Source organism: Micromonospora sp. (assembly GCF_048594385.1).
GTDB classification, from domain to species: domain Bacteria; phylum Actinomycetota; class Actinomycetes; order Mycobacteriales; family Micromonosporaceae; genus Micromonospora; species Micromonospora wenchangensis.
On sequence record NZ_JBMDWU010000275.1, the window covers coordinates 28,728 to 49,710 of the forward strand.

Annotated in this window: 19 protein-coding genes; 18 read left to right on the forward strand and 1 reads right to left on the reverse strand. The window is 72.9% G+C overall.

Annotated features, from left to right (window positions below; translation table 11 throughout):
• Positions 1-162 precede the first annotated feature (162 nt).
• The 18 genes from ACOJTC_RS14795 to ACOJTC_RS14880 all read left to right on the forward strand — a co-directional run bounded on the left by ACOJTC_RS14795 (position 163) and on the right by ACOJTC_RS14880 (position 19,115).
• Entirely contained in the window at positions 163-2,178 is a 2,016-nt protein-coding gene (locus tag ACOJTC_RS14795; protein WP_420117301.1) for an FAD-dependent oxidoreductase, read from the forward strand.
• Positions 2,179-2,273: 95 nt separating this feature from the next.
• Positions 2,274-3,350 (forward strand): class I SAM-dependent methyltransferase, encoded by a 1,077-nt coding sequence (locus ACOJTC_RS14800; RefSeq protein ID WP_420117302.1) that lies wholly within the window; start codon positions 2,274-2,276, stop codon positions 3,348-3,350.
• The gene (locus ACOJTC_RS14805; RefSeq protein ID WP_420117303.1) at positions 3,350-3,661 is read left to right on the forward strand and encodes a hypothetical protein; all 312 of its coding nucleotides are present in this window, start codon (positions 3,350-3,352) and stop codon (positions 3,659-3,661) included. Before ACOJTC_RS14800 ends, ACOJTC_RS14805 begins: the two co-directional genes overlap by 1 nt.
• Complete coding sequence (locus ACOJTC_RS14810) at positions 3,661-4,092, forward strand: nuclear transport factor 2 family protein (RefSeq protein ID WP_420117304.1); 432 nt, start codon at positions 3,661-3,663, stop codon at positions 4,090-4,092. The genes ACOJTC_RS14805 and ACOJTC_RS14810 overlap by 1 nt, the downstream gene beginning before the upstream one ends.
• A 139-nt stretch (positions 4,093-4,231) precedes the next feature.
• Complete coding sequence (locus tag ACOJTC_RS14815; RefSeq protein WP_420117305.1) at positions 4,232-5,344, forward strand: ABC transporter substrate-binding protein; 1,113 nt, start codon at positions 4,232-4,234, stop codon at positions 5,342-5,344.
• 27 nt (positions 5,345-5,371) lie between these two features.
• Entirely contained in the window at positions 5,372-6,196 is an 825-nt protein-coding gene (locus ACOJTC_RS14820; RefSeq protein WP_420117306.1) for an ABC transporter ATP-binding protein, read from the forward strand.
• A gap of 12 nt (positions 6,197-6,208) precedes the next feature.
• The gene (locus tag ACOJTC_RS14825; RefSeq protein WP_420117307.1) at positions 6,209-7,060 is read left to right on the forward strand and encodes an ABC transporter permease; all 852 of its coding nucleotides are present in this window, start codon (positions 6,209-6,211) and stop codon (positions 7,058-7,060) included.
• Positions 7,057-7,809, forward strand: coding sequence for an SDR family NAD(P)-dependent oxidoreductase (locus ACOJTC_RS14830; RefSeq protein WP_420117308.1), 753 nt, complete (start codon positions 7,057-7,059; stop codon positions 7,807-7,809). The genes ACOJTC_RS14825 and ACOJTC_RS14830 overlap by 4 nt, the downstream gene beginning before the upstream one ends.
• Before the next feature lie 50 nt (positions 7,810-7,859).
• A complete protein-coding gene (locus ACOJTC_RS14835; protein ID WP_420117309.1) occupies positions 7,860-9,224 on the forward strand; it encodes a M20/M25/M40 family metallo-hydrolase in 1,365 nt (454 codons plus the stop codon).
• Entirely contained in the window at positions 9,221-10,039 is an 819-nt protein-coding gene (locus ACOJTC_RS14840) for an alpha/beta fold hydrolase (RefSeq protein WP_420117310.1), read from the forward strand. The genes ACOJTC_RS14835 and ACOJTC_RS14840 overlap by 4 nt, the downstream gene beginning before the upstream one ends.
• Positions 10,040-10,102: 63 nt before the next feature.
• Positions 10,103-11,092, forward strand: a complete 990-nt coding sequence (locus ACOJTC_RS14845; RefSeq protein ID WP_420117311.1) for an EamA family transporter — start codon at positions 10,103-10,105, stop codon at positions 11,090-11,092.
• 46 nt (positions 11,093-11,138) lie between these two features.
• Positions 11,139-11,966 carry an IclR family transcriptional regulator gene (locus ACOJTC_RS14850; protein ID WP_357017171.1) on the forward strand — a complete coding sequence of 276 codons (828 nt, stop codon included), beginning with the start codon at positions 11,139-11,141 and terminating at the stop codon, positions 11,964-11,966.
• Entirely contained in the window at positions 11,963-13,228 is a 1,266-nt protein-coding gene (locus ACOJTC_RS14855; RefSeq protein ID WP_420117312.1) for a CaiB/BaiF CoA transferase family protein, read from the forward strand. Before ACOJTC_RS14850 ends, ACOJTC_RS14855 begins: the two co-directional genes overlap by 4 nt.
• 35 nt (positions 13,229-13,263) lie before the next feature.
• The gene (locus ACOJTC_RS14860; RefSeq protein ID WP_420117313.1) at positions 13,264-14,103 is read left to right on the forward strand and encodes a cyclase family protein; all 840 of its coding nucleotides are present in this window, start codon (positions 13,264-13,266) and stop codon (positions 14,101-14,103) included.
• Entirely contained in the window at positions 14,096-15,562 is a 1,467-nt protein-coding gene (locus ACOJTC_RS14865) for an MmgE/PrpD family protein (RefSeq protein ID WP_420117314.1), read from the forward strand. Before ACOJTC_RS14860 ends, ACOJTC_RS14865 begins: the two co-directional genes overlap by 8 nt.
• A complete protein-coding gene (locus ACOJTC_RS14870; RefSeq protein WP_420117315.1) occupies positions 15,559-17,022 on the forward strand; it encodes a dihydroorotase in 1,464 nt (487 codons plus the stop codon). Before ACOJTC_RS14865 ends, ACOJTC_RS14870 begins: the two co-directional genes overlap by 4 nt.
• Positions 17,023-17,030: 8 nt before the next feature.
• A complete protein-coding gene (locus ACOJTC_RS14875) occupies positions 17,031-17,924 on the forward strand; it encodes an HpcH/HpaI aldolase/citrate lyase family protein (protein ID WP_420117316.1) in 894 nt (297 codons plus the stop codon).
• A 282-nt stretch (positions 17,925-18,206) separates the two neighbouring features.
• Positions 18,207-19,115 (forward strand): hypothetical protein, encoded by a 909-nt coding sequence (locus ACOJTC_RS14880; RefSeq protein ID WP_420117317.1) that lies wholly within the window; start codon positions 18,207-18,209, stop codon positions 19,113-19,115.
• A gap of 70 nt (positions 19,116-19,185) precedes the next feature.
• Here the strand turns inward: ACOJTC_RS14880 and ACOJTC_RS14885 are convergent, their stop codons facing one another.
• Positions 19,186-20,781, reverse strand: a complete 1,596-nt coding sequence (locus tag ACOJTC_RS14885; protein WP_420117318.1) for a class I SAM-dependent methyltransferase — start codon at positions 20,779-20,781, stop codon at positions 19,186-19,188.
• Positions 20,782-20,983 lie beyond the last annotated feature (202 nt).

The following is a 20,983-nucleotide window of genomic DNA, read 5'->3' on the forward strand; positions in this document are numbered from 1 at the left end:
AGAAACAGCAGGTCAAAGCTATGTTAACCAGCAAGTTACTGACTGGTAGGTCATTGACGGTCAACGTGAGGCGGCTCTAGCGTTCCCTCCATTCGAACGGCGTACGGTCCACCCGAACGGTCTTCGGTCCGGTGGTGGTACGTCCAGACGGGAGGCCCGAGCATGGCCGACGGGACGGTGCACACCCTCTTCACGCCAGTCCGCCTCGCCTCCGTCCCGCTGCGCAACCGGGTCTTCGTCCCGGGCCACACCACCAACTTCGGCCTGCACAACGAGCCCACCCCCCGACTCGCCGCCTATCACGCCGAGCGGGCGGCCGGCGGCGTCGGCCTGATCGTCACCGAGGCCATCCGGGTGCACCCGACCAGCGCCGGACGCAGCATCAGCCTGGGCAGCTTCACCGACGCCGGCATCCCCGCCTACCGGGCGGTCACCGAGGCCGTGCACCGGCACGGCACGCGCATCTTCGCCCAGCTCATGCACGCCGGCCGGCAGGCCAACGGCGACGCCACCCGCACCGCCGCCTGGTCGTCCTCCCCGGTGGCCTGGGCCACCGGCGCGCACGTCCCGCACGCCATGGGTCGCCACGACATCGCCGTGGTGGTCGCCGCGTTCGCCGCCGCCGCCGGGCGGATGCGGCGGGCCGGTTTCGACGGCCTGGAACTGCACGCCGGCCACGGGCACCTGCTCCAACAGTTCCTGTCGCCGCACACCAACCGGCGCACCGACGCCTACGGCGGCAGCCTGGACCACCGGCTGCGGCTCACCCGCGAGGTGCTGACCGCCGTGCTGGCCGCCACCGACCTGCCGGTCGGGTTGCGGGTCAGCGCCGACGAGTTCCTTCCCGGCGGCCTGGATCCCGACGCGATGGTGGAGATCGTCGCCCGGCTGCGGCAGGAGTTCCCGCTGGCCTACGTCCACGTGAGCCACTCCGCCTACCACGGCAGCTACACCCTGGCCACCCAGATGGCCGACATGAGCTTCGGGCACGCGCCGTTCCGACACCACGCGGCCACCTTCAAGCGGGCCTTCCCGGACCTGCCCGTGCTGGCGGTCTGTCGGCTCGACAGCCTGCCCGAGGCGGCCGAACTGGTCGCGGCGGGGGAGGCGGACCTGGTCGGTCTGGCCCGTCCGCACATCGCCGACCCGCACCTGGTCCGCAAGGCGGCCCAGGGCCGACACCACGAGACCCGGGCCTGCCTGGCCTGCAACCAGGGCTGCATCGCCCGGGTCGAGGCCAGCCTGCCGATCACCTGTGTGGTCAACCCCGAGGTCGGGGCGGAGCGGGAGTGGGCGGCGGCCTGGCGACGCCCGCAGCGGCCGGCACCGCCGCGCCGGGTGCTCGTCGTCGGCGGTGGTCCGGCCGGCCTGGCCGCGGCCACCGCCGCACGACGGGCCGGCCACCGGGTCACCCTGGCCGAGGCGGGTGACGCGCTCGGCGGCCAGGTCGGCCTCGCCGCCCGGGTGCCCGGCCGGGAACGGCTCGGCCTGCTCACCCGGGACCTCGCCGCCGAGGCGTACGCCACCGGGGTCGAGGTGCTGCTCGGCAGGCGGATCACCGCCGCGCAGGTGCGGGCCGGCGCCTACCACGACGTGGTGCTGGCCACCGGGTCCCGCCCCCGCCCCCGGCCGCTGCCGGGCGGGCCGCCGGTGCTCGACCTCTGGCAGGCGGTCGCCGCCCTCGACGCACCCGTCACCGGCAGCTACGTGGTGATCGACGAGGACGGGAGCTGGGCCGCCGCCTCCGTCGCCGAGGCCCTGGCCCGAAGGGGCGGCCGGGTGCACCTGGTCTCCCCGACCGCCAGCATCGCCGCCCGGATCACCACCTACTCACGACTGGCCCTGTTCAGCCGCTTCGCGGACCTGGGCGTCGTGGCCCATCCACTGCGGACCGTCCGCGCCGCAGGTCCGACCACGGTGGCCCTGACCGGGCCGCTCACCGGCCCCGACCTCGAGATTCACGACGTCACCGCGGTCGTCGACGCCGGCCCGTCGGTCGCCGACGACTCCCTCTACCGCCAGCTCGACGCGTCGCCCGACGGACCCCGGGTCCATCTCGTCGGCGACGCAAACGCCCCCCGCACCACCCTGGAAGCGGTCTACGAGGGCCGGTTCGCCGGCGCCTTCCTCGGCCGCCACGACACCCCCGCCGCCGCCCAGGTGGCGCTCGCCTACTGATCCGGCGGCGGCGACCCCGGTCGCCTCCGCCCCGAGCACCCCTCCCGATCCGGCGCCGCCCTGCGTGGAACCGGACACGACAAAGGAGATCAGCCATGTTCGACGTCGAGGACCGCCTGACCCTGGACGAACGATCCGCCGTGGACTTCGTCCTCGGCCTGCGCAAGCGCTGGGCCGACACCGTGTACCCAGCACTCACCAGGGAGTACGCCGCCACCGGTGCGCCGGCCACCAGCATCGACGAGGCCGGCCGGACCCTGCGCGAACTGCCGCTCTACCCCTGGTTCAGCCACCTGGAGCGGGTGCAGCAGAAAATGCTGTGGAAGGCGGCCGGCGACGCCGTACTGGACCGGCGTGCGGAGCTGACCCGGCAACTGACCGCCGTCCCGGCGCAGCCGGCCGGCTCGCTCACCCTCGACCCCGACCTGCCCCTGCCGGACTGGTACACCGACTACGACATCCACATCCAGCCGGGCGGCTTCTTCTCCGACGACATGTCCGCCTACGTCTACGAGTTCGGCGCGCGGATCGTCATGCTGCGCGACAACGACGGCTACAAGTTCCACCAGCTGTTCACCCGGACCGCGCTGCCCGACCTGCCCGCCGCGACCAGGGTCGTCGACATCGGCTGCGGCTTCGGCAAGAGCACCCGGCCGCTGGTGGGCCGCTACCCGACCGCACAGGTCATCGGACTCGACCTGGCCGCCCCCGGACTGCGCCTGGCGCACGCCGAGGCGGAGGCCGCCGACCTGGCCATCGACTACCGGCAGGCCGACGGCCGGGCCACCGACCTCGCCGACGCCTCCTGCGACGTGGTCACCGGCACGATGGTGCTACACGAGATGCCGGCCACGGCCATCCGGGAGACGATCGAGGAGGCCGCCCGCCTGCTCAAGCCGGGCGGCGCGCTGCGTTTCCTGGAGTTCCATCTCACCGGTGACCCGCTGCGCGACGCCACCGTCTACGAGCACGCCGAGCGGAACAACGAGCCGTTCTTCCACGCCCTGTTCGGCTCCGACCTGCTCGCGATCTGCGCCGAGGCCGGCCTCACCGACGCCGGCTGGACACCGTTCGACGAACGCCGCAACGGCATGCAGCCCGAGGGCTGGGGCGACCGGTCCGAGTGGCACTTCCCCTGGGCCGTACTGTCCGCGACCAAACCGGAGGCGTGATGAGCACCGAGTTCGACTACTTCGGCGACCCCCGGCTCGGCAAGCTGCTCGACCTGGTGCTGCAACTCTCCACCGAGCTGCACGTCAGCCGGCAGCGGCTGCGGGTGCTGGAGCAGCTACTGGTCCGCCGGGACGTGATCGACGCCGGGGACGTCGACGGCTTCACCGCCGACGACGCCGAACAGCTCGCCCTGGCCCGCGACCGCGACCAGTTGCTGCACCGGCTGATGCGCATCCTCACCGAGCAGGGCCCCGCGGAGCACCCGCTGCGCGACCAGTGGGAGGCGGCGCTGAACGGCAGGGCCGGCTGATGGACGGCGGGCGACCGCCCGGGGACCTCCCCGAGGGCACCTGCGCCGGCGAACCGGCCCGGCTGGTCGACCACTACCTGCAACTGTGCGAGGACCGCGAGCTGGACCGGGCCGGTCGCCTGCTCGCACCGGAGGTCCGCATCGTCTTTCCCGGCGGCCGGGTCTACCGCAACCTCGACGAACTGGTGGCCGGCGCGACCGGCACCTACCGGTGGGTGCGCAAGCACCGCGACCGCTACCTGGTGGGCACCGACGGCGACGCCGTCTCGGTGGTCTCCCTGGGTCGGCTGTACGGGCAGTGGCCCGACGGCGCCGGCTTCGACGACATCCGTTACGCCGACGTGTTCGTGCTGCGCGACGGGCTGATCGTCGAGCAGCACGTCTACAACGACCTCGCCGACACCGTGGCGCGGCGGGACCCGTCCCGCTGATCCACCGACCCGGGTCCCCGCCTCCCGCCCGCCGTGGCGGCGTCGGGGCGACCCACCCACACCAGCACCGATCCGTCCCGGCCGCCGCCGCTGTGCGCGGCTGACCAGCCCTTTCCCTGAACGAGGACGAGGTATCGACATGAAGCACAAGTGGGGTTTGCTGCCGGCGGCGCTGGTCGCCGCGGTGACGCTGGCCGGATGCGGGGGCTCCGGTGACGAGTCGGGCACCGAGGCGGGGGCACCGGCGAAGTTGACCTTCGCCATCGCCTCGGCGGTGATCGGCCCGAAGGAGGAGGTCGCCGTGTACGCGGTGGCCAAGGAACTGGGCTACTTCGACGAGGAGAAGCTGACCGTCGAGACGATCAACACGGACGGCTCGGTCGCCGCGCTCCAGGCGGTCGCCTCGGGAAGTGGTGACCTCACCGCCGCCGACACCGGTTCCATCCTCGGCGCGGTGCAGAAGAACGTCCCGGTCAAGGCCATCGGCGGCCTGGTGCAGAACTGGCCCTGGGTGATGGCGGTCAAGCCGGACAGCACCCTCACCGGCGGCGCCGACCTCAAGGGCAAGAAGATCGGGGTGATCAGCCTGGCGTCCGGGTCCGCCCCGTACGCCCGGGCCTACGTCGCGGCGGCCGGCCTCGACCCGGCCAAGGACGTCGAGCTGCTGCCCGTCGGGGTCGGTGCGCAGGCCGCCGCGGCGCTCAAGGACGGCAAGGTCGACGTGCTGGCGCTCTACACCCAGGCGTACGCGGTGATCGAGAACTCCGGCACCACGCTGAAGTACCTCGACAACCCCGACGCCTTCGACGGGATCCGGTCGCTGAGCTTCGCCGTCGGCGCCCGCAAGCTCGACGACAACAGGGACGTCTACACCCGGTTCCTGCGGGCGGCCTACAAGGCGATGCTCTTCTCCGCGAAGAACCCGGAGGCCGCCATGCGGATCGGCTACAAGGTGTTCCCGCAGATCCTCGCCGGTAAGGACGCGGCGGCGCAGCTACCCGCCGACACCAGGAGCCTCACCGCCTGGCTGAAGACCGCCACCCCGGCGTCCGGCAGCCCGGATCAGTTCGGCGACTGGGGCGCGATCAGCGACCAGGAGTGGACCAAGACCCAGTCGTACACCAAGGAGGCCGGCCAGATCACCGGTGACGTTCCCCTCGGCGACGTGTGGGAGCCGGGTCTGCTCTCCGGCGCAAACCAGTTCGACAAGGCCGCGGTGCTCGACAAGGCCGCCAACTACCCCGCCCAGTAGCGCGCGGCGGACGCGGAAGGGAACGCGATGGCCATCAAGGCGATGGGACGCCGGGAGCAGCAGCCGGCCACGGTGTCTGAGGACTCCTGGATCGAGGTGGCCGGCCTGGACAAGCAGTACCAGCCCCGCCGGTCGGCACCCACCCAGGCACTGCGCGACATCAACCTGACCGTCCGGCGCGGCGAGTTCATCTCGGTCGTCGGCCCGTCGGGTTGCGGCAAGACCACCCTGCTCAAGATCCTGGCCGGGTTGAGCCCGAAGACCGGCGGCACGGTACGGATCGCCGGCACCGAGGTGGTCAGACCCCTCCGCGAGGTCGGGATGGTGTTCCAGGCGCCCACCCTGCTGCCCTGGCGCACCATCTTCGACAACGTCATGGTGCCGGCGGAGATCCAGAAGCTGGATCCCGCCCGGCACCGGCAACGCGCCCAGGAACTGCTGGAGATGGTGGGCCTGACCGGGTTCGAGGGGAAGTACCCGCACGAGCTCAGCGGCGGCATGCAGCAGCGGGCCGGCATCTGCCGGGCGTTGGTGCACGACCCGGCCGTGCTGCTGATGGACGAGCCGTTCGGCGCGCTCGACGCGATGACCCGCGAGTACATGAACGTCGAGCTGCTACGCATCTGGCGGGAGAGCAACCAGACGGTGGTGTTGGTGACGCACTCGATCCCCGAGGCGGTCTTCCTCTCCGACCGGGTCGTCGTGCTCAGTTCCCGCCCGGGGCGCATCGCCGAGGTGCTGCCCATCGACCTGGACCGCCCGCGCGACCTGGGCGTGATGTCCTCCGACCGGGCCGGGGTCTACGTGGACCGGATCCGCCGCCACTTCCACGCCGCCGGCGTGATCGACTGACGAGGTGCCGCCATGGCAACGACAGATGTGCGCGACAAGCCGTCCCCCGGCGCACCGCCGGGCCAGCAGCCGGCCCGGCGGCGGTTCGACCTGCGGGACCGTCCCCAGCTGTGGCTCGTCCCGACGGTCTTCGTCGTGGTTGTGCTCGCCTGGGAGTACGGCACCCAACTGCTCGACGTCGACGAGTACGTGCTGCCCCACCCCTCCCAGATCGCCGAGGCGCTGCACCGGCAGCTCACCGACGACCAGTTCTGGGGGCACTTCTGGGTGACCACCCAGGAGTCGCTGCTCGGCTTCGCCATCGGCGTCGGCGCGGCGGTCCTGCTCGGCACCTTTATCTCCCAGATCAAGGTCGTCGAGGCCACCCTGATGCCGTACATCGTGGCGTTCCAGACCGTGCCGAAGGTCGCCCTCGCCCCGCTGTTCGTGCTCTGGTTCGGCTTCGGCCTGACGAGCAAGGTGGTGATGGCGGCGGTCATCTCGTTCTTCCCGATGCTGGTCAACGTCATCGAGGGGCTGCGGGCCGCCGACGCCGACCGGATCCAGATGCTCACCGTGTTCGGCGCGAGCCGGTCGCAGATCTTCCGGATGGTCCGGCTGCCGAGCGCGCTGCCGTTCATCTTCGCCGGGCTCGACATCGGCATCGTCTTCGCCATCCTCGGCGCGGTCGTCGGTGAGTTCATCGGCGCCAAGGAGGGGCTGGGCTACCTGCTGTTGCAGACCAACTACAACTTCGACATCGCCGGCATGTTCGCCGTGCTGGTGGTGCTGTCGCTGATGGGCCTGGTCGCGCACTTCGTCATCCGGCTGCTGCAACGACGGCTCGCGTTCTGGGCCGAGGACACCAAGGTGATCGGGGCATGAGCGTCCCGACGGACGACCCGAACCGGTTCGACGGCCGGGTGGCGCTGGTCACCGGGGCGGCCCGGGGCATCGGCGCGCGGATCGCCGCCACCCTGGCCGCCCGGGGGGCGACCGTGGCGCACGCCGACGTCGCCGACACCTGGGACACCCCCACCCCCGACGGGCCGCACAGCCGGCACCGGGTGGACGTCCGGTCGGGCCGGTCCTGCGTCGACCTGGTGGCCGACGTCCTCGACCGGCACGGCCGGCTCGACCTGCTGGTCAACAACGCCGGGGTGGTCCGGCGGGGGCCGGCCGCGACGATGAGCGAGCAGGACTTCAGCACCGTGCTCGACGTGAACCTCACCGGCACGTTCCGGGTCTGCCAGGCCGCGTACCCGGCGCTGAGGGACACCCACGGGTCGGTGGTGAACATCGGCTCCACCAACGGCCACATCGCGGTGCTCGACACCGTCGGCTACTGCGTCAGCAAGGCCGGCGTGCTGCACCTGACCCGGGTGCTGGCACTGGAGTGGGCGCCCGACCGGATCCGGGTCAACGCGGTCGGCCCCACCATCGTGCCCACCGACATGACCGCCGACGTACGCGGCGACGCCGGCTATCTCGCCGACAAGCTGGCGACCATCCCGCTGGGCCGGATGGCGGAGCCCGCCGACGTCGCCAACGCGGTCGCCTACCTGCTCAGTGACGCCGCCGCCATGGTCACCGGCCAGACGCTCTTCGTCGACGGCGGCGTCACCATCCACTGACGGTCGGCAGCCGCACCGCCGACCGGACCACCCCGTGGGAGGAACCCCTCATGGCACACCCCGACACCGCAGCCGCGCTCGCGGCGGTGGACGCCCACTTCGACGAGTTCGTGGCCGAACTCCAGCAGCTCTGCCGGATCCGCAGCCGTCGACAGGAACCGGACCAGATGCTCGCCACGGCGGAGTTCATCGCCGACTCGGTACGCCGCTGGGGCGGCCACGCCGACCTCGTCGACTGGGAGCACTCCTACCCGTACGTACTGGCCGAGATGCCCGGCGGCGGGGAGCGGGCGCTGCTGCACTTCACCCACTACGACGTCGAGGTGGAGCCGGCCGGTGACGACGCCGACTGGATCAGCCCGCCGTACGCCGCCGAGATCCACGACGGCCGGCTGTACGCCCGGGGGGTGGCCGACGACAAGGGCGCCCTGATGTCCCGCATCCACGCGGTGGCCGCCTGGCGGCTGGCCGGCCTGCCCGCCCCGGTCACCAGCCGGTTCATCTTTGAGGGCAAGAAGTGGCTGCACAGCCCCGGCCTCGGCTCGTTCGTCGACGCCCACGCCGACCGGCTGACCAGCGACGGCGCGCTGTGGGAGAACTCCTGGGTGGACGGGCAGGACCGCCCGCTGCTCAAACTGGCCGAGAAGGGCGTGCTCTACCTGCGGCTCACCGCCCGCACCCTGCCCCGCGACCTGACCAGCCAGAACACCGCGCTACTGCCGGCGGCCACCGCCCGGCTGGCCGCCGCCCTGGCCCGGTTGCAACGCCCCGACGGCACGGTCACCGTCCCCGGCTTCGCCGACGACGTCCGCCCGCTGACCGACCGGGAGCGGGAACTGCTCGCCGAGGTGGAGTTCGACGGGGACTACCTGCGCCGCCGGGCCGGGGTCACCAGCTTCGCCGGTGGCCTCGACGACCGGCAGGCGGCGGTGGCGATCCGTACCGTCCCCACGCTCACGGTGGCCGGGATCTCCGGCGGTGACATGCGTGACGACGTCACCCTGGGCATCCCGTCGACCGCCACGGCGAAGGTGGAGATCCGGCTGGTCCCCGGTCAGGACCCGCAGCGGGTGCTGGCCGCGGTCTGCGACCACCTGGAGGCGACCGGTTTCGGGGATCTGGACGTCGAGGTGATGGCGACCAGCCGGCCGAACATGACCGACCACCGGGACCCGTTCGTCGCCCTGGTGGCCGACGCGGCCCGGCGGGTCTACCGGACCGAACCGGTGATCGAGCCGTACACCCAGTGGATCGGCAACCAGGGCACCCTGGCCGGTCGGCCCATCGTCGGCGTCGGCGTGTCCCGGGCCGACTCCGGGGTGGACGGGCCAAACGAGAACATCCGGCTCGACGACTACCGGGCCGGCATCAAGCACGTCGTCGAGGTCATGGCCGCCCTGGCGGTGACCCGGTGAGCCGGGTCCGTGGCACCGCCCGTCGGGGCTACGTCGACCTGCCCTGGGGTCAGGTCCACTACCGCGAGGCCGGCCCGCCCGCCCGGCCGACCCTGCTGATCGTGCACCAGTCGCCGCTGTCGTCGGCCACCTACGACGCGGCCCTGGCCCCACTGGCCGCCCGTGGCCTGCACGTCGTCGCGGTGGACACCCCCGGCTTCGGGATGTCCGACCCGCCACCGCACCCGTGGTCGATCCCCGAGTACGCCACCGCGCTGTGGCAGACCGCCGACTCCCTCGGGCTGGACCGGGTGCACCTGCTCGGACAGCACACCGGGGCGACCATCGGTGCCGAGGCGGCGTTGCGGGCCCCGCACCGGGTCGGTCGGCTGATCCTGCAGGGCCTGCCGCTCTACGATCCGGCCGAGCGGGCCGAGAAGAAGGCGACCTACGCCCCCGGCTACCAGCCGCACCGGGACGGGTCGCACCTGCGGGTGATCTGGGACCGGGTGTACGGCCTCTATCCCCGGCTCACGCCCGACGAGGCGGACCGGCAGGTCGCCGAGTACCTGATGACCGGGCCGGACTACGCCACCGCCTACCGGGCGGTCTTCGACCACACCCTCGACACCGCCGCCCTGGCGGCGGTGCCCACCGTGCTCCTGCACGGGGCCGACGACCTGGTCGACCGGATGACCCCGGTGGTGCGCGCCGCCCTGCCGCACGCGCCGCTGGTCACGATCCCCGGTGGCACCGACTTCGTCGCCGACGAGCAGCCCGAGGCGTTCGCCGACGCGGTCGCCGGGCAGCTCGACGTCGAGGTGGCGACCCCGTGACCGGCCGGCGGCCCGTGTGCACCTACACCCCGTGGGCCGACCCACGGACGGGGGTCCGGGCCGATGGCCGGCGCTGACCGGGCGACCGTCGTGGCCGCCCGGCCACCGGCGGCACCCGGCCGTCCGGGTGAGCCCGCCGCCACGGCTGCCGGTCTGGGCGCGGTCTACCTGCTGTGGGGCTCCACCTACCTCGGCAACCGGATCACCCTGGAGAGCCTGTCGCCAATGGTGTCCACCGCCGGCCGGTTCCTGGCCGCCGGGGTGCTGGTGTGCACGGTGGTGGCGGTCCGGCGTGGGCCGGGCCGGCTGCGGCTGCCCCGGGCCCAGTGGCCGGGGGTCGCCGCCGGGGGAGTCCTGATGGTCGGCGCGGGCAGTGCCCTGCTTGCCGTCGGTCAGCAGTACGTCGCCTCCGGACTGTCCTCCCTGCTGGTCGCCGCCATGCCGCTGTGGGTGCTGCTGATCCGGCTCGGCTCCGGTCAACGCCCCCGGCCGGCGGCGGTGGCCGGGGTCCTGGGTGGACTGGCCGGGCTGGCGTTGCTGCTGGTCGCCGCCCCCGGCCAGGGGTTGCACCTGGCGGGTATGGCGACGATCGTGGCGTCGACCGTGGTGTGGGCGCTCGGCTCCACGCTGACCCAGCGGCTGGCCGTGCCGGCCGACCACCTGGTCGGCACCGGGTGGCAGATGCTGGTCGGCGGCGCCTGCGTGGCGGTCGCCGGCCTGTTCGCCGGCGAGTGGCACGACCTGCGCCCCGCCGAGGTGACCACCCGGTCCTGGCTGGCCTGGCTGTACCTGATGCTGGTCTGCACCGTCGTCGGTTTCACCGTCTACACCTGGCTGCTGCGCCGTGCCCCGCTGCAACTGGTCGCCACGTACGCCTACGTGAACCCGGTGATCGCGGTCCTGCTCGGCATGGTGGTGCTCGACGAGCGGCTGACCGGCCGGCAGGCGCTCGCCGGCGTCGTCGTGCTCGCCTCGGTGGCGCTCGTGGTGGCGGTGGAACGACATCGACAGTTGCGAGGATTGCCGCCGGGCACCCCCGTGACGCCACCGTGAGCGGCGGTCCCTGCCCACCCCGCGTACGTCGACAGTGAGGACTGACATGACCACCACCCCCGTCATCGCCCGGGACGACAGACCGGTCCGCTCCGGTCTCGGGCGGGCGCTCGACGTCATCAACATCATCGCCGGCCGGGCGCCGGAGACCCTCGGCGTGTCGACCATCGCCCGGGAGCTGGGGCTGCCGAAGGCGGTCGCGTACCGCATCCTCAAGGAGCTGGTGGCCGACGACTTCCTCAGCTTCAACGAGGAGACGAAGCGCTACCGGCTGGGCACCGGGGCGCTCGCGGTGGGCCTGGCGGCGCTGCGGGCGCTGGACGTGCCGGAGATCGCCCGGCGGTACCTGGTCCGGCTGGTCCGGGGCACCGGGGAGACCGCCACCCTGTCGGTGCGGCAGGGCTGGATCAGGGTCTACATCGACCAGGTGCTCTCCCCGCACGAGGTGCGCATGTCGGTCTCCCTCGGCACCAGCCACCCGCTGCACTCGGGGTCGTCGTCGAAGGCGATCCTGGCCGCGCTGCCGGCGGTCGAGTTGGACGAGTACCTCGGGCAGCCGCTGGACCGGGTCACCCCGTCGACGATCACCGACCCGGACCTGCTGCGGGCCGAACTCGCCCGGATCCGCCGGCAGGGGTACGCGGTGAGCCTGGGCGAGCGGCAGAACGGGGCCGGCAGTGTCGCCGCCGCCGTCCGGTACGGCACCGGTCAGGTCTTCGGCTCCATCTCGCTGTGCGGGCCGCAGGACCGGTTCACCCCGCAGGTCTGCGCCGCGCACGGTGCGCTCGTGGCCGCCGCCGCCGGTGAGATCTCCGCCGAACTCGGCTTCCGGCCGCCGATGCCGCGCTCCGGCGGGGGAGAGGGGACGTCATGACGACGACCGACGACCGACCCGACCCGACCCGGTCCGCCGCCGACCGGCCCGGTGCGGCCCCACCCGGTGACGGGCCGCTGACCGGCCTGCGGGTGCTGGACGTGTCGACGATCCTGGCCGGTCCGCTGTGCTGCCAGATCCTCGGTGACTTCGGTGCCGAGGTGATCAAGATCGAGCATCCGACCGCCGGTGACAGCATGCGCGGGCACGGCAAGTCCCGCGACGGCCATCCGCTGTGGTGGAAGGAGATCTCCCGCAACAAGCGCACCGTCGGGTTGAGCCTGTCCGCCCCGGAGGGTGCCGCCCTGCTGCTGCGGCTGGCCGCCCGGGCGGACGTGCTGGTGGAGAACTTCCGCCCCGGCACGTTGGAACGCTGGGGGGTCGGCCCGCAGGAGCTGCACCGGGTCAACCCGGGCCTGGTGATCGCCCGGATCACCGGGTTCGGGCAGATCGGCCCGTACGCCGGGCGGGCCGGTTTCGGCACCCTCGCCGAGGCGATGAGCGGTTTCGCCCACCTCACCGGCGCCGCCGACGGCCCACCCTCGCTGCCGGCATTCGGGCTGGCCGACAGCATCTGCGGGATCGCCGCCTCCTCGGCGGTGATGATGGCGCTGTGGCACCGGGACCGCACCGGCGGCGCGGGGCAGGTGATCGACATGAGCCTGCTGGAGCCCATCATGACCGCCGTCGGCCCCGGCCCCACCGTCTACGACCAGCTCGGGATCGTCGAGCAGCGCAACGGCAACCGGTCGGTCAACAACGCGCCCCGCAACACGTACCGCACCAGTGACGGCGCGTGGGTGGCCGTGTCGACGAGCGCCCAGGCGATCGCCGAACGGGTGCTGCGGCTGGTCGGGCACCCCGAGGTGATCGACGAACCGTGGTTCCGCACCGGGGCCGGCCGGGCCGGGCACGCCGACGAACTCGACGCCCACGTCGGCGGGTGGATCGCTGCGCGGACCCGCGCCCAGGTCACCCGGGCGTTCACCGAGGCCGGCGCCGCCGTCGCCCCGGTCTACGACGCCCGGGACATCGTCGAGGACCCGCACGTTCGAGCCACCGAGATGCTGACCACCGTGGACGATCCCGACCTCGGGCCGATGCGGATGCACAACGTGATGTGGCGGATGTCCGGCACCCCGGGACGGGTCCGCTTCACCGGCCGCGCCCTCGGCGCGGACACCGACTCCCTGCTGGTCGACGAGTGCGGCTGCGATCCGGCCGAACTCGCCGACCTCCGAGCCCGCCACATCGTCGCCTGACGGTGTGGCCGTAACCCGCTGAAACGTGAGGAACCGTGACGACCACCGCCCGACACGCCGACCGGCTGCTCGACGCCGTCCGCGCCGGCGTAGCGATCTACGACCTCGGCCGGCAGCTCTCGATCGGCATGCCGCAGTCGCCGAACCATCCGCCGTTCTGGCTCAGCATGCCCCGCCGGCACGGTGACATGGTCCGCGCCGACGGTGGGTCCGCCGCCAACGACCTGCTGGTGATGGGGACCCACGTCGGCACCCACGTCGACGCGCTGGCCCACGTCTCCCACGACGGCCGGCTGCACGGCGGCGCGGACGCCGCCGCCGCCCAGGCCGGTGGGCGGTTCACCGAGCTGGGTGTGCACACGGTCGCGCCGATGGTGCGCCGGGGTGTCCTGCTCGACGTCCCCGCCGCGCTCGACCTGCCGGACTGCCCGCCCGGCTACGAGATCACCCCGGCCGACCTCGACGCCGCCGTACGCCGCCAGGGAACCCCGGTGCAGGCGGGCGACGTGGTGCTGATCCGCAGCGGCTGGGGTCGGCACTTCGACGACGAGGACCCCGGCCGGTACGTCGGCCGGGAGTCGGGCGTACCGGGCATCAGCACGGCGGGCGCGCAGTGGCTGGCCGCCGCGGGGGTGCACGCCGCCGGCGCGGACACCATCGCCTTCGAGTGCCTGCGCCCCGGCCAGGGGCACAGCGCACTGCCGGCGCACCGGGTGCTGCTGGTCGAGCACGGCATCTATCTGATCGAGACGATGGCGCTGGAGGAGATCGCCCGCGACGGGGTCCACGAGTTCACCTTCATGATGGCCCCGCTCGCCCTCTACGGCGCCACCGGCTCCCCGGTCCGGCCGCTGGCGGTGGTCGGCCGTGCCTGAGTCGACCCTCGGGCGGCAGCTAGCCGTCTTCGCCGCCGGAACCCCCGCCGCCGCCCTCCCCGCCGAGGTGGTCGACAGCGTCCGCAACCGGGTGCTCGACGTCGTCGGCCTCTGCGTGGCCGCGGTCGACCTGCCGACCAGCCGGGCCGCCCTGGAGTACGTCCGGGAGCAGGGCGGCCTGGGCCGGGCGACGGCGATCGGACTGCCCACCCCGGTGCCGGCCCCGCTGGCCGCCTTCGCCAACGGGGTGCTGGCGCACTCCCTCGACTACGACGACACCCACCTGCCGTCGGTGCTGCACCCGAGCGCGTCGGTGGTGCCCGCCGCGCTGGCCGCCGCCGAACTCACCGGCGCCTCCGGCGCGGAGACGGTCGCCGCCATCGCCGTCGGCCTGGAGGTCTGCGTCCGGCTCGGGATGGCCGGTTACGACCGGGACGCCGGCAACTCGGTCTTCTTCGAACACGGTCAGCACGCCACCTCGATCTGCGGCACCCTCGGTGGCGCGGTGGCCGCCGCCCGGCTGTTCGGGCTGGACGGCGACCGGACCCTCGACGCGCTCGGGGTGGCCGCCTCGATGGCCGCCGGCCTGATCGAGGCCAACCGCACCGGCGGCACGGTCAAGCGGATCCACTGCGGGTGGGCCGCCCACTCGGCGGTCACCGCCGCCAGCCTGGCCCGGCACGGAATCACCGGCCCACCGACGGTGCTGGAGGGGCGCTTCGGCTTCTTCGAGGCGTTCCTGCGCGGCGAGTACGACCCGGCGGAGATCGTCCGTGGGTTGGGCGTCGACTGGGCGGTGCCGGACATCTTCTTCAAGCCGTACCCGGCGAACCACTTCACCCACGCGGCCATCGACGCCGCCCTGGCCCTGCGGGCGCGGGGGGTGACCCCGCAGGACGTGGCGCAGGTGACCCTCGGGGTGCCCACCCCGGTGATCCGCACGATCGGTCAGCCCATCGACCGCAAGCGTCGTCCCGCCACCGGCTACGAGGCGCAGTTCAGCGGCCCGTACGCGGTGGCTGCGGGGCTGCACGGCGGTGGCGTGCTGGGCGTCGGCCCGGACGACTTCACCGACGCCCTCGCGGTCGAGGAGTCCCGCCGGGCGGTGATGGACCGGGTGGAGGTGGTGCCCGACGCGCGCTGCGACCGGATCTTCCCGTACCAGTTCCCGGCCGTCCTGCGGGTGGTCACCCGCGACGGGCGGGAGTGGACCGAGGAGGTGCTGACCAACCGGGGCGGGCCGCAACGCCCCCTGACCCGCGCGGAGCTGGCGGTGAAGTTCCGGCACAACGTCGCCGGCCGGCTGCCCGAGGAGGTCGCCGCGGCGGTCGAACAGGAGATCGGCCGGTTGGACCGGGCCCCGGACGTCCGGCGGCTGACCGGGCTGCTCGCGGCGGCCGGACCGGCAGCGGCCACCGCGGTGGCCACCCACGACACACCCCGAGGCGTGAGAGCATGAGCACCTACGACCTGGTGCTGCGCGACGTCCGGGTGGTCCGGCACGACCGGCCCGACGCCGAGCCGGTGGACGTGGCGATCACCGACGGCCGGATCAGCCGGGTCGCCCCGGGGATCGAGGCGCGGGAGGCCGCCACCGTGCTCGACGGGCAGGGCCGGCTGGCCTTTCCCGGTGTCGTCGACGCCCACCAGCACTGGGGCATCTACAATCCGCTGGGGGAGGACACCGCCTCGGAGAGCCGGGCATCGGCCCAGGGTGGCGTCACCACGGCGCTGACGTACATGCGCACCGGGCAGTACTACCTCAACCGTGGTGGCCGGTACGCGGACTTCTTCCCGGAGGTGCTGGCCGCCTGCGAGGGCCGGTCGCACATCGACTACGGCTTCCATCTCGCCCCGATGATGCGCGAGCACATCGGGGAGATCCCGGAGTTGGTCGAGCGGTTCGGGGTGACCTCCTTCAAGATCTTCATGTTCTACGGCGGGCACGGCCTGCACGGTCGCTCGGCCGACCAGAACTCCTTCCTGATGATCCCCGACGACGAGCGGTACGACTACGCGCACTTCGAGTTCGTGATGCGCGGCGTGCAGGCCGCCCGGGAACGCTTCCCCGACCTGGCGGCGCAGATCTCGCTGTCGTTGCACTGCGAGACCGCCGAGATCATGAGCGCCTACACCCGGCAGGTGGAGCAGGAGGGCCGGCTGACCGGGCTGGAGGCGTACCACGCCTCCCGGCCGCCGCACTCCGAGGGGCTGGCGGTCTCGATCGCCTCGTACCTGGCCCACGAGACCGGGCTGCCGAACGTCAACCTGCTGCACCTGTCCTCGGCCAAGGCGCTCGACGCCGCGTTGCGGATGGCCGAGGCGTTCCCGCACATCGACTTCCGCCGGGAGGTCACCATCGGGCACCTGCTGGCCGACATCACCACCGCGCACGGCCTCGGCGGCAAGGTGAACCCGCCGCTGCGTCCCCGCGAGGACGTCGAGGCGCTCTGGGCACACCTGCTCGCCGGTCGGGTCGACTGGGTGGTCAGCGACCACGCCTGCTGCAAGGACGAGGTCAAGTTCGGCCAGCCGCGCGACGACATCTTCCTGGCCAAGTCGGGCTTCGGTGGGGCCGAGTACCTGCTGCCGGGTCTGGTGACCGAGGGCCGGCGGCGCGGCCTGCCGCTGTCCCGGGTGGCGGCGCTGACCTCGTGGAACCCGGCCCGACGGTTCGGCCTGGCCGGCAAGGGCGCGATCGCCGAGGGGTACGACGCCGACCTGTGCCTGGTCGATCCGGACAGCGCCTGGACGGTCCGCGCCGAGGACTCCGAGTCCACCCAGGAGTACACCCCGTTCGAGGGGTTCGACCTGACCGCCCGGGTCACCGACACCTTCGTGCGGGGCGCGCACGTCCTGGTCGACGGCAAGGTAACCGGTGACCCGCAGGGCCGCTACGTGGCCCGGACCGCGCGGTAGGAGGCGTGGTGCAGCCTGTCGCGCGTAGCTACCTGTACGTCCCGGGTGACCGGGCGGACCTCATCGGCAAGGCCCCGGGTCGGGGGGCGGACGCCCTCGTGCTGGACCTGGAGGACGCCGTCACCCCTGCCCACAAGGAACAGGCCCGCCGCACGGTGGCCGACGCGCTCGCCGACGTGACCGACCCCGGGCAGCGGTGGGTCCGGATCAACAGCGACCAGGTCGAGGCGGACGTGGCGGTGCTGTCGGCGGCGGCGGCCGGCGTGTGGGTGCCCAAAGCGGAGCCGGAGCTGCTGCACGAGGTGGACCGGGCGCTCGGCGCGGCGGAACGTCGACTCGGGCTGGCCGAGCGCACCTTCGGTGTGGTGGCCCTGGTCGAGACCGCCCGTGGCGTGCTGACCGTCGCGCAGGTCGCGGCCGCGCCCCGGGTGCTGCGGCTGGGGCTCGGCGAGGCGGACCTGGCCGGGGAACTGGGCCTGCAACCGGGGCCGGACCGGGCCGAGTTCGCGCCGATCCGGTCGCAGGTGGTGGTGGCCTCGGCGGCGGTGGGGATCGTCGCGCCGGTCGGCCCGGTGGAGACGGCGCTGCGTGATCCGCAGCTGCTGGAACGCACCACCGGCATCCTGCTGCGGCAGGGGTTCCGGGCCCGCAGCGCCGTCCACCCGGGTCAGCTCGCGACGATCAACGCGATGTTCACCCCGACGGCGGCTGAGGTTGCCGCGGCCAGAGCGGTGCTCGACGCGTGGGAACGGGCTGGTCGGGACGGGTCGGGGGTGGCCACGGACGCAGCCGGCCGGCTGCTGGACCGGGCCGTGGTCCGGACCGCCGCGGAGGTGCTGCGCCGGGGGGAGGAGCCGGCCGGGCCGCCGACGGTTGCCGATCATCGGGATGTGCGGCAATGATCTACGTCACATTGTGAACCGTTCTCGCAGTGGCGGGCACGGAAGGCACGTTCCGGGCCGAATCCCTTTTCCGTGCCCCACATTCGGCGTCCGGAGCTCTCGTTTTGGTGCTGACGTTCCTGCCGACGGAACAGTGACAGATACACAGCGTCACTCCGCCTCACCCCGTGTGGTCGACCGACGTTGGTTGTCACCCGACAACCAGCGCCTCGGTTTGTGCCGCTCACTACCCTGACCGATGATCCAGTGCCTGGGTACCGTCGACAGCGATAAGGGCTTCAGATGAGCAACAGTCACCCTCCGTACGGAGAACAGCCGGATCCGAACGTCACCCCGTGGAGCGGGCCGCCGGCACCGCCCGCCGGCTACCCGGCGTACGGCCAGCCTGGCCAGGCCCCGCAGTACGGCCAGGCCCCGCAGTACGGTCAGGCCCCGCAGTTCGGCCAGGCCCCGCAGTTCGGTGTTCCCGTGCCGCCGCAGAAGTCGAACCGGGGCCTGGTCATCGGCCTCATCATCGGCGCGGTGGTCCTCATCCTCGCGCTCTGCGGCGCCGGCATCGGGCTCGCCCTGGTCGGCAACGACGACGAGCCCGACCCGACCCCGACGCCGAGCGCGACCGCCAACCAGGGCTCCGGCACGGAACCCTCGTCCACTCCGCAGGCGTCCGACCCGCCCACGGAGCAGCCGAACAACAACAACAACGCCGTGACGGCCCGCTACTCCAGCGACCTGTCGTCGGTCTGCGACGGCAGCCCGATCCTCAACGCGGCCACCTACAGCGGCCCGGCCACCGCCAAGGCGTACGTCTTCTCGAACAACCCGGAGCGGCCGTCGTTCTGGTCGTCGAAGATCGTCGGCTCCGACAAGCGGTACTACGCCAAGTCGGCGGACTTCACCAGCGTGTCGGTGGTCGGCTGCATGTCGATGGTCCCGGGCAGCGAGGGCGCGCCCAAGAAGTGCGACTACAAGGCCAGCGACGGCAAGAACGTCAGCGTCTCGTACATCTCCTCGCGCTACCAGCTGACCTTCTACGCCGCGAAGACCGCGGAGAAGATCGGCGACGGCGGGGTCGTCAACGCCCCGGCGACCCGGTGCCCGAGCTTCATCTCGTACAACAAGACGACGATGAAGGCGTACGCGGCCCCGGACAGCGGCACCATCGAGGCGGCGCTGGACAAGTTCCTGTCCTGACCGGCTCCTGACGGCGGTGCCGGGGGCGGGCGGATCCCTCCCGTCCCCGGCCTTCCGTCCTCCCGCCGGGTCAGGTGTTGACCGGCCGGCGGGCGACCAGCAGCACGTGCGTCACCGGCCAGTCCAGCGTCGCCCCGTCCACCGTCGACAGCGCCGCGGTCGGCGCGAGCCGGTGGGTGACGATCCAGTCGTTGCGGTACGGGCCGCTGGCCGGGTCGACCTCGAAGCCCACGTCGGCCAGCAGGGCCTTCCAGTCGGCCCACTCCAGCCCGCAGAACTCCTCCTGCGTCTCGGACAGCCAGTTGTCGGTGTAGTCCTTGCGGGTGAGGAAGTCCATCGCCGCGCCGAGCGGCAGCTCGACCACCGCGCCGGTGCCGTCGTCGACCGGGCGGAATCCGAACGGGAACCGGTAGTCGACGGCGAACTGGTCCAGCCGGGCCCGCGTGGACAGCCCGGCGAGATGCGCGGCCACCTGGTCGGCCGGCAGTGACGCCAGATCCGCACGGGGCCGGGCCGGGTTCGCCCCGTCGGTGGTCGACAGCCGCAGCCGTACCGTCCGGTCCCGGCCGTCCGGCCCGCAGACGTCGCTGTTGATCCACACCCCGCCGGGCACCGTGTGGTCGTAGATGGCCTGCACGAACCGGCGCAGCGACGCCATCCGATCGCCGTACGACCAGATCTCGTGGGTCAGCGCGAAGGTCATCGTGGTGTCCACCGAGCGGGGCGCGAACACCGCCCCGCCGAGCACGTTGCGGCGGTAGAAGAAGACGTTCGGGTTGGCGAAGAAGCCCTGTGCCTTCTTGTGCACGCACTCCTCGTACAGGTGGCGGGCCACCTCGACCCCGATCAGGTCGCTCTCCCGCAGCGTCGGCTCCCGGTCGGCCAGCTCCAGCACCGCGCCCGCGCCGCAGCCGACGTCGACGATCCGGCCGGGCCGCACGTGCTCGCGCACCGCCGCCCACTTGCGCTGCGCCGCGTCGGCGAACGCCTCGGCGTACGTCCGGTAGTCGCGGGTGGCGGTCAGCCCGCCCTCGTCCCCGACCACCGGATCGTTGACGACCGAACGGACCAGGTCGTCGAGCCGGTAGCGGGCGTAGACGTCGAGGGTGGCGGGGTGGGCCAGCTCCCGCCACGACGGGTCGTCGGCGGCCAGCCGCAACAGCACGTCCCAGGGCCGGGCGGGGGTGGGGTCGACGTCGGCCTCCACCCCGGCGAGCGGGAACCCCAACCGGGCGTACATGGCGGCGACCTGCGGCGTCGAGCAGGCGACCACGGTGTTCTCCGGGGTCAGCTCCAGGCCGGCGGTGGCCGCCACGTTCTTGAGGGTCACCTCGGCGAACCGGTCGGTCTCGGCGGTGTCGAAGACCGGCACCACCACCGACCGCAGCCCGGCCAGCACGCTGAACCGTTCGATCGCCGCCTCCCGCCGGTGGTAGGGGACCGGGTTGCGGCGGGTGTTCTCGTGGTTGGCCGAGGTGACCGCCCAGACCACGGTGGCCTCGTCGTCGGTGACCCGGCCGCCGGTGCCGGCCGGCCCGGCGTCGGCACCGGCGTGGTCGCCGTCGGCAGCGTCGTGGTGACCGCCGGTGGCGAGCCGGTGCAGATAGTCGGCCTGGAACCGGGTCAGCAGGTGATGTCGGCCGGGAAACAGCAGGTAGCGGGGCATGCACCGTTCCTAGCCGACGCCGGATGGCCGGCTCCGCGCGGGGGTGGGGTGGCAGTCGCGGCGGCGCACGTGCTGCCGGTGCGGCGTGGGGGTGCCGGGAGGCGCGGTGCCCGGACCGGGCGTGGGGGGGGGGGCCGGGGGGGGGGGCCCCCCCCCCCCCCGCGGGGGAAAAACCCCCCCCCCCCCCCCCCCCCCCCCGCCC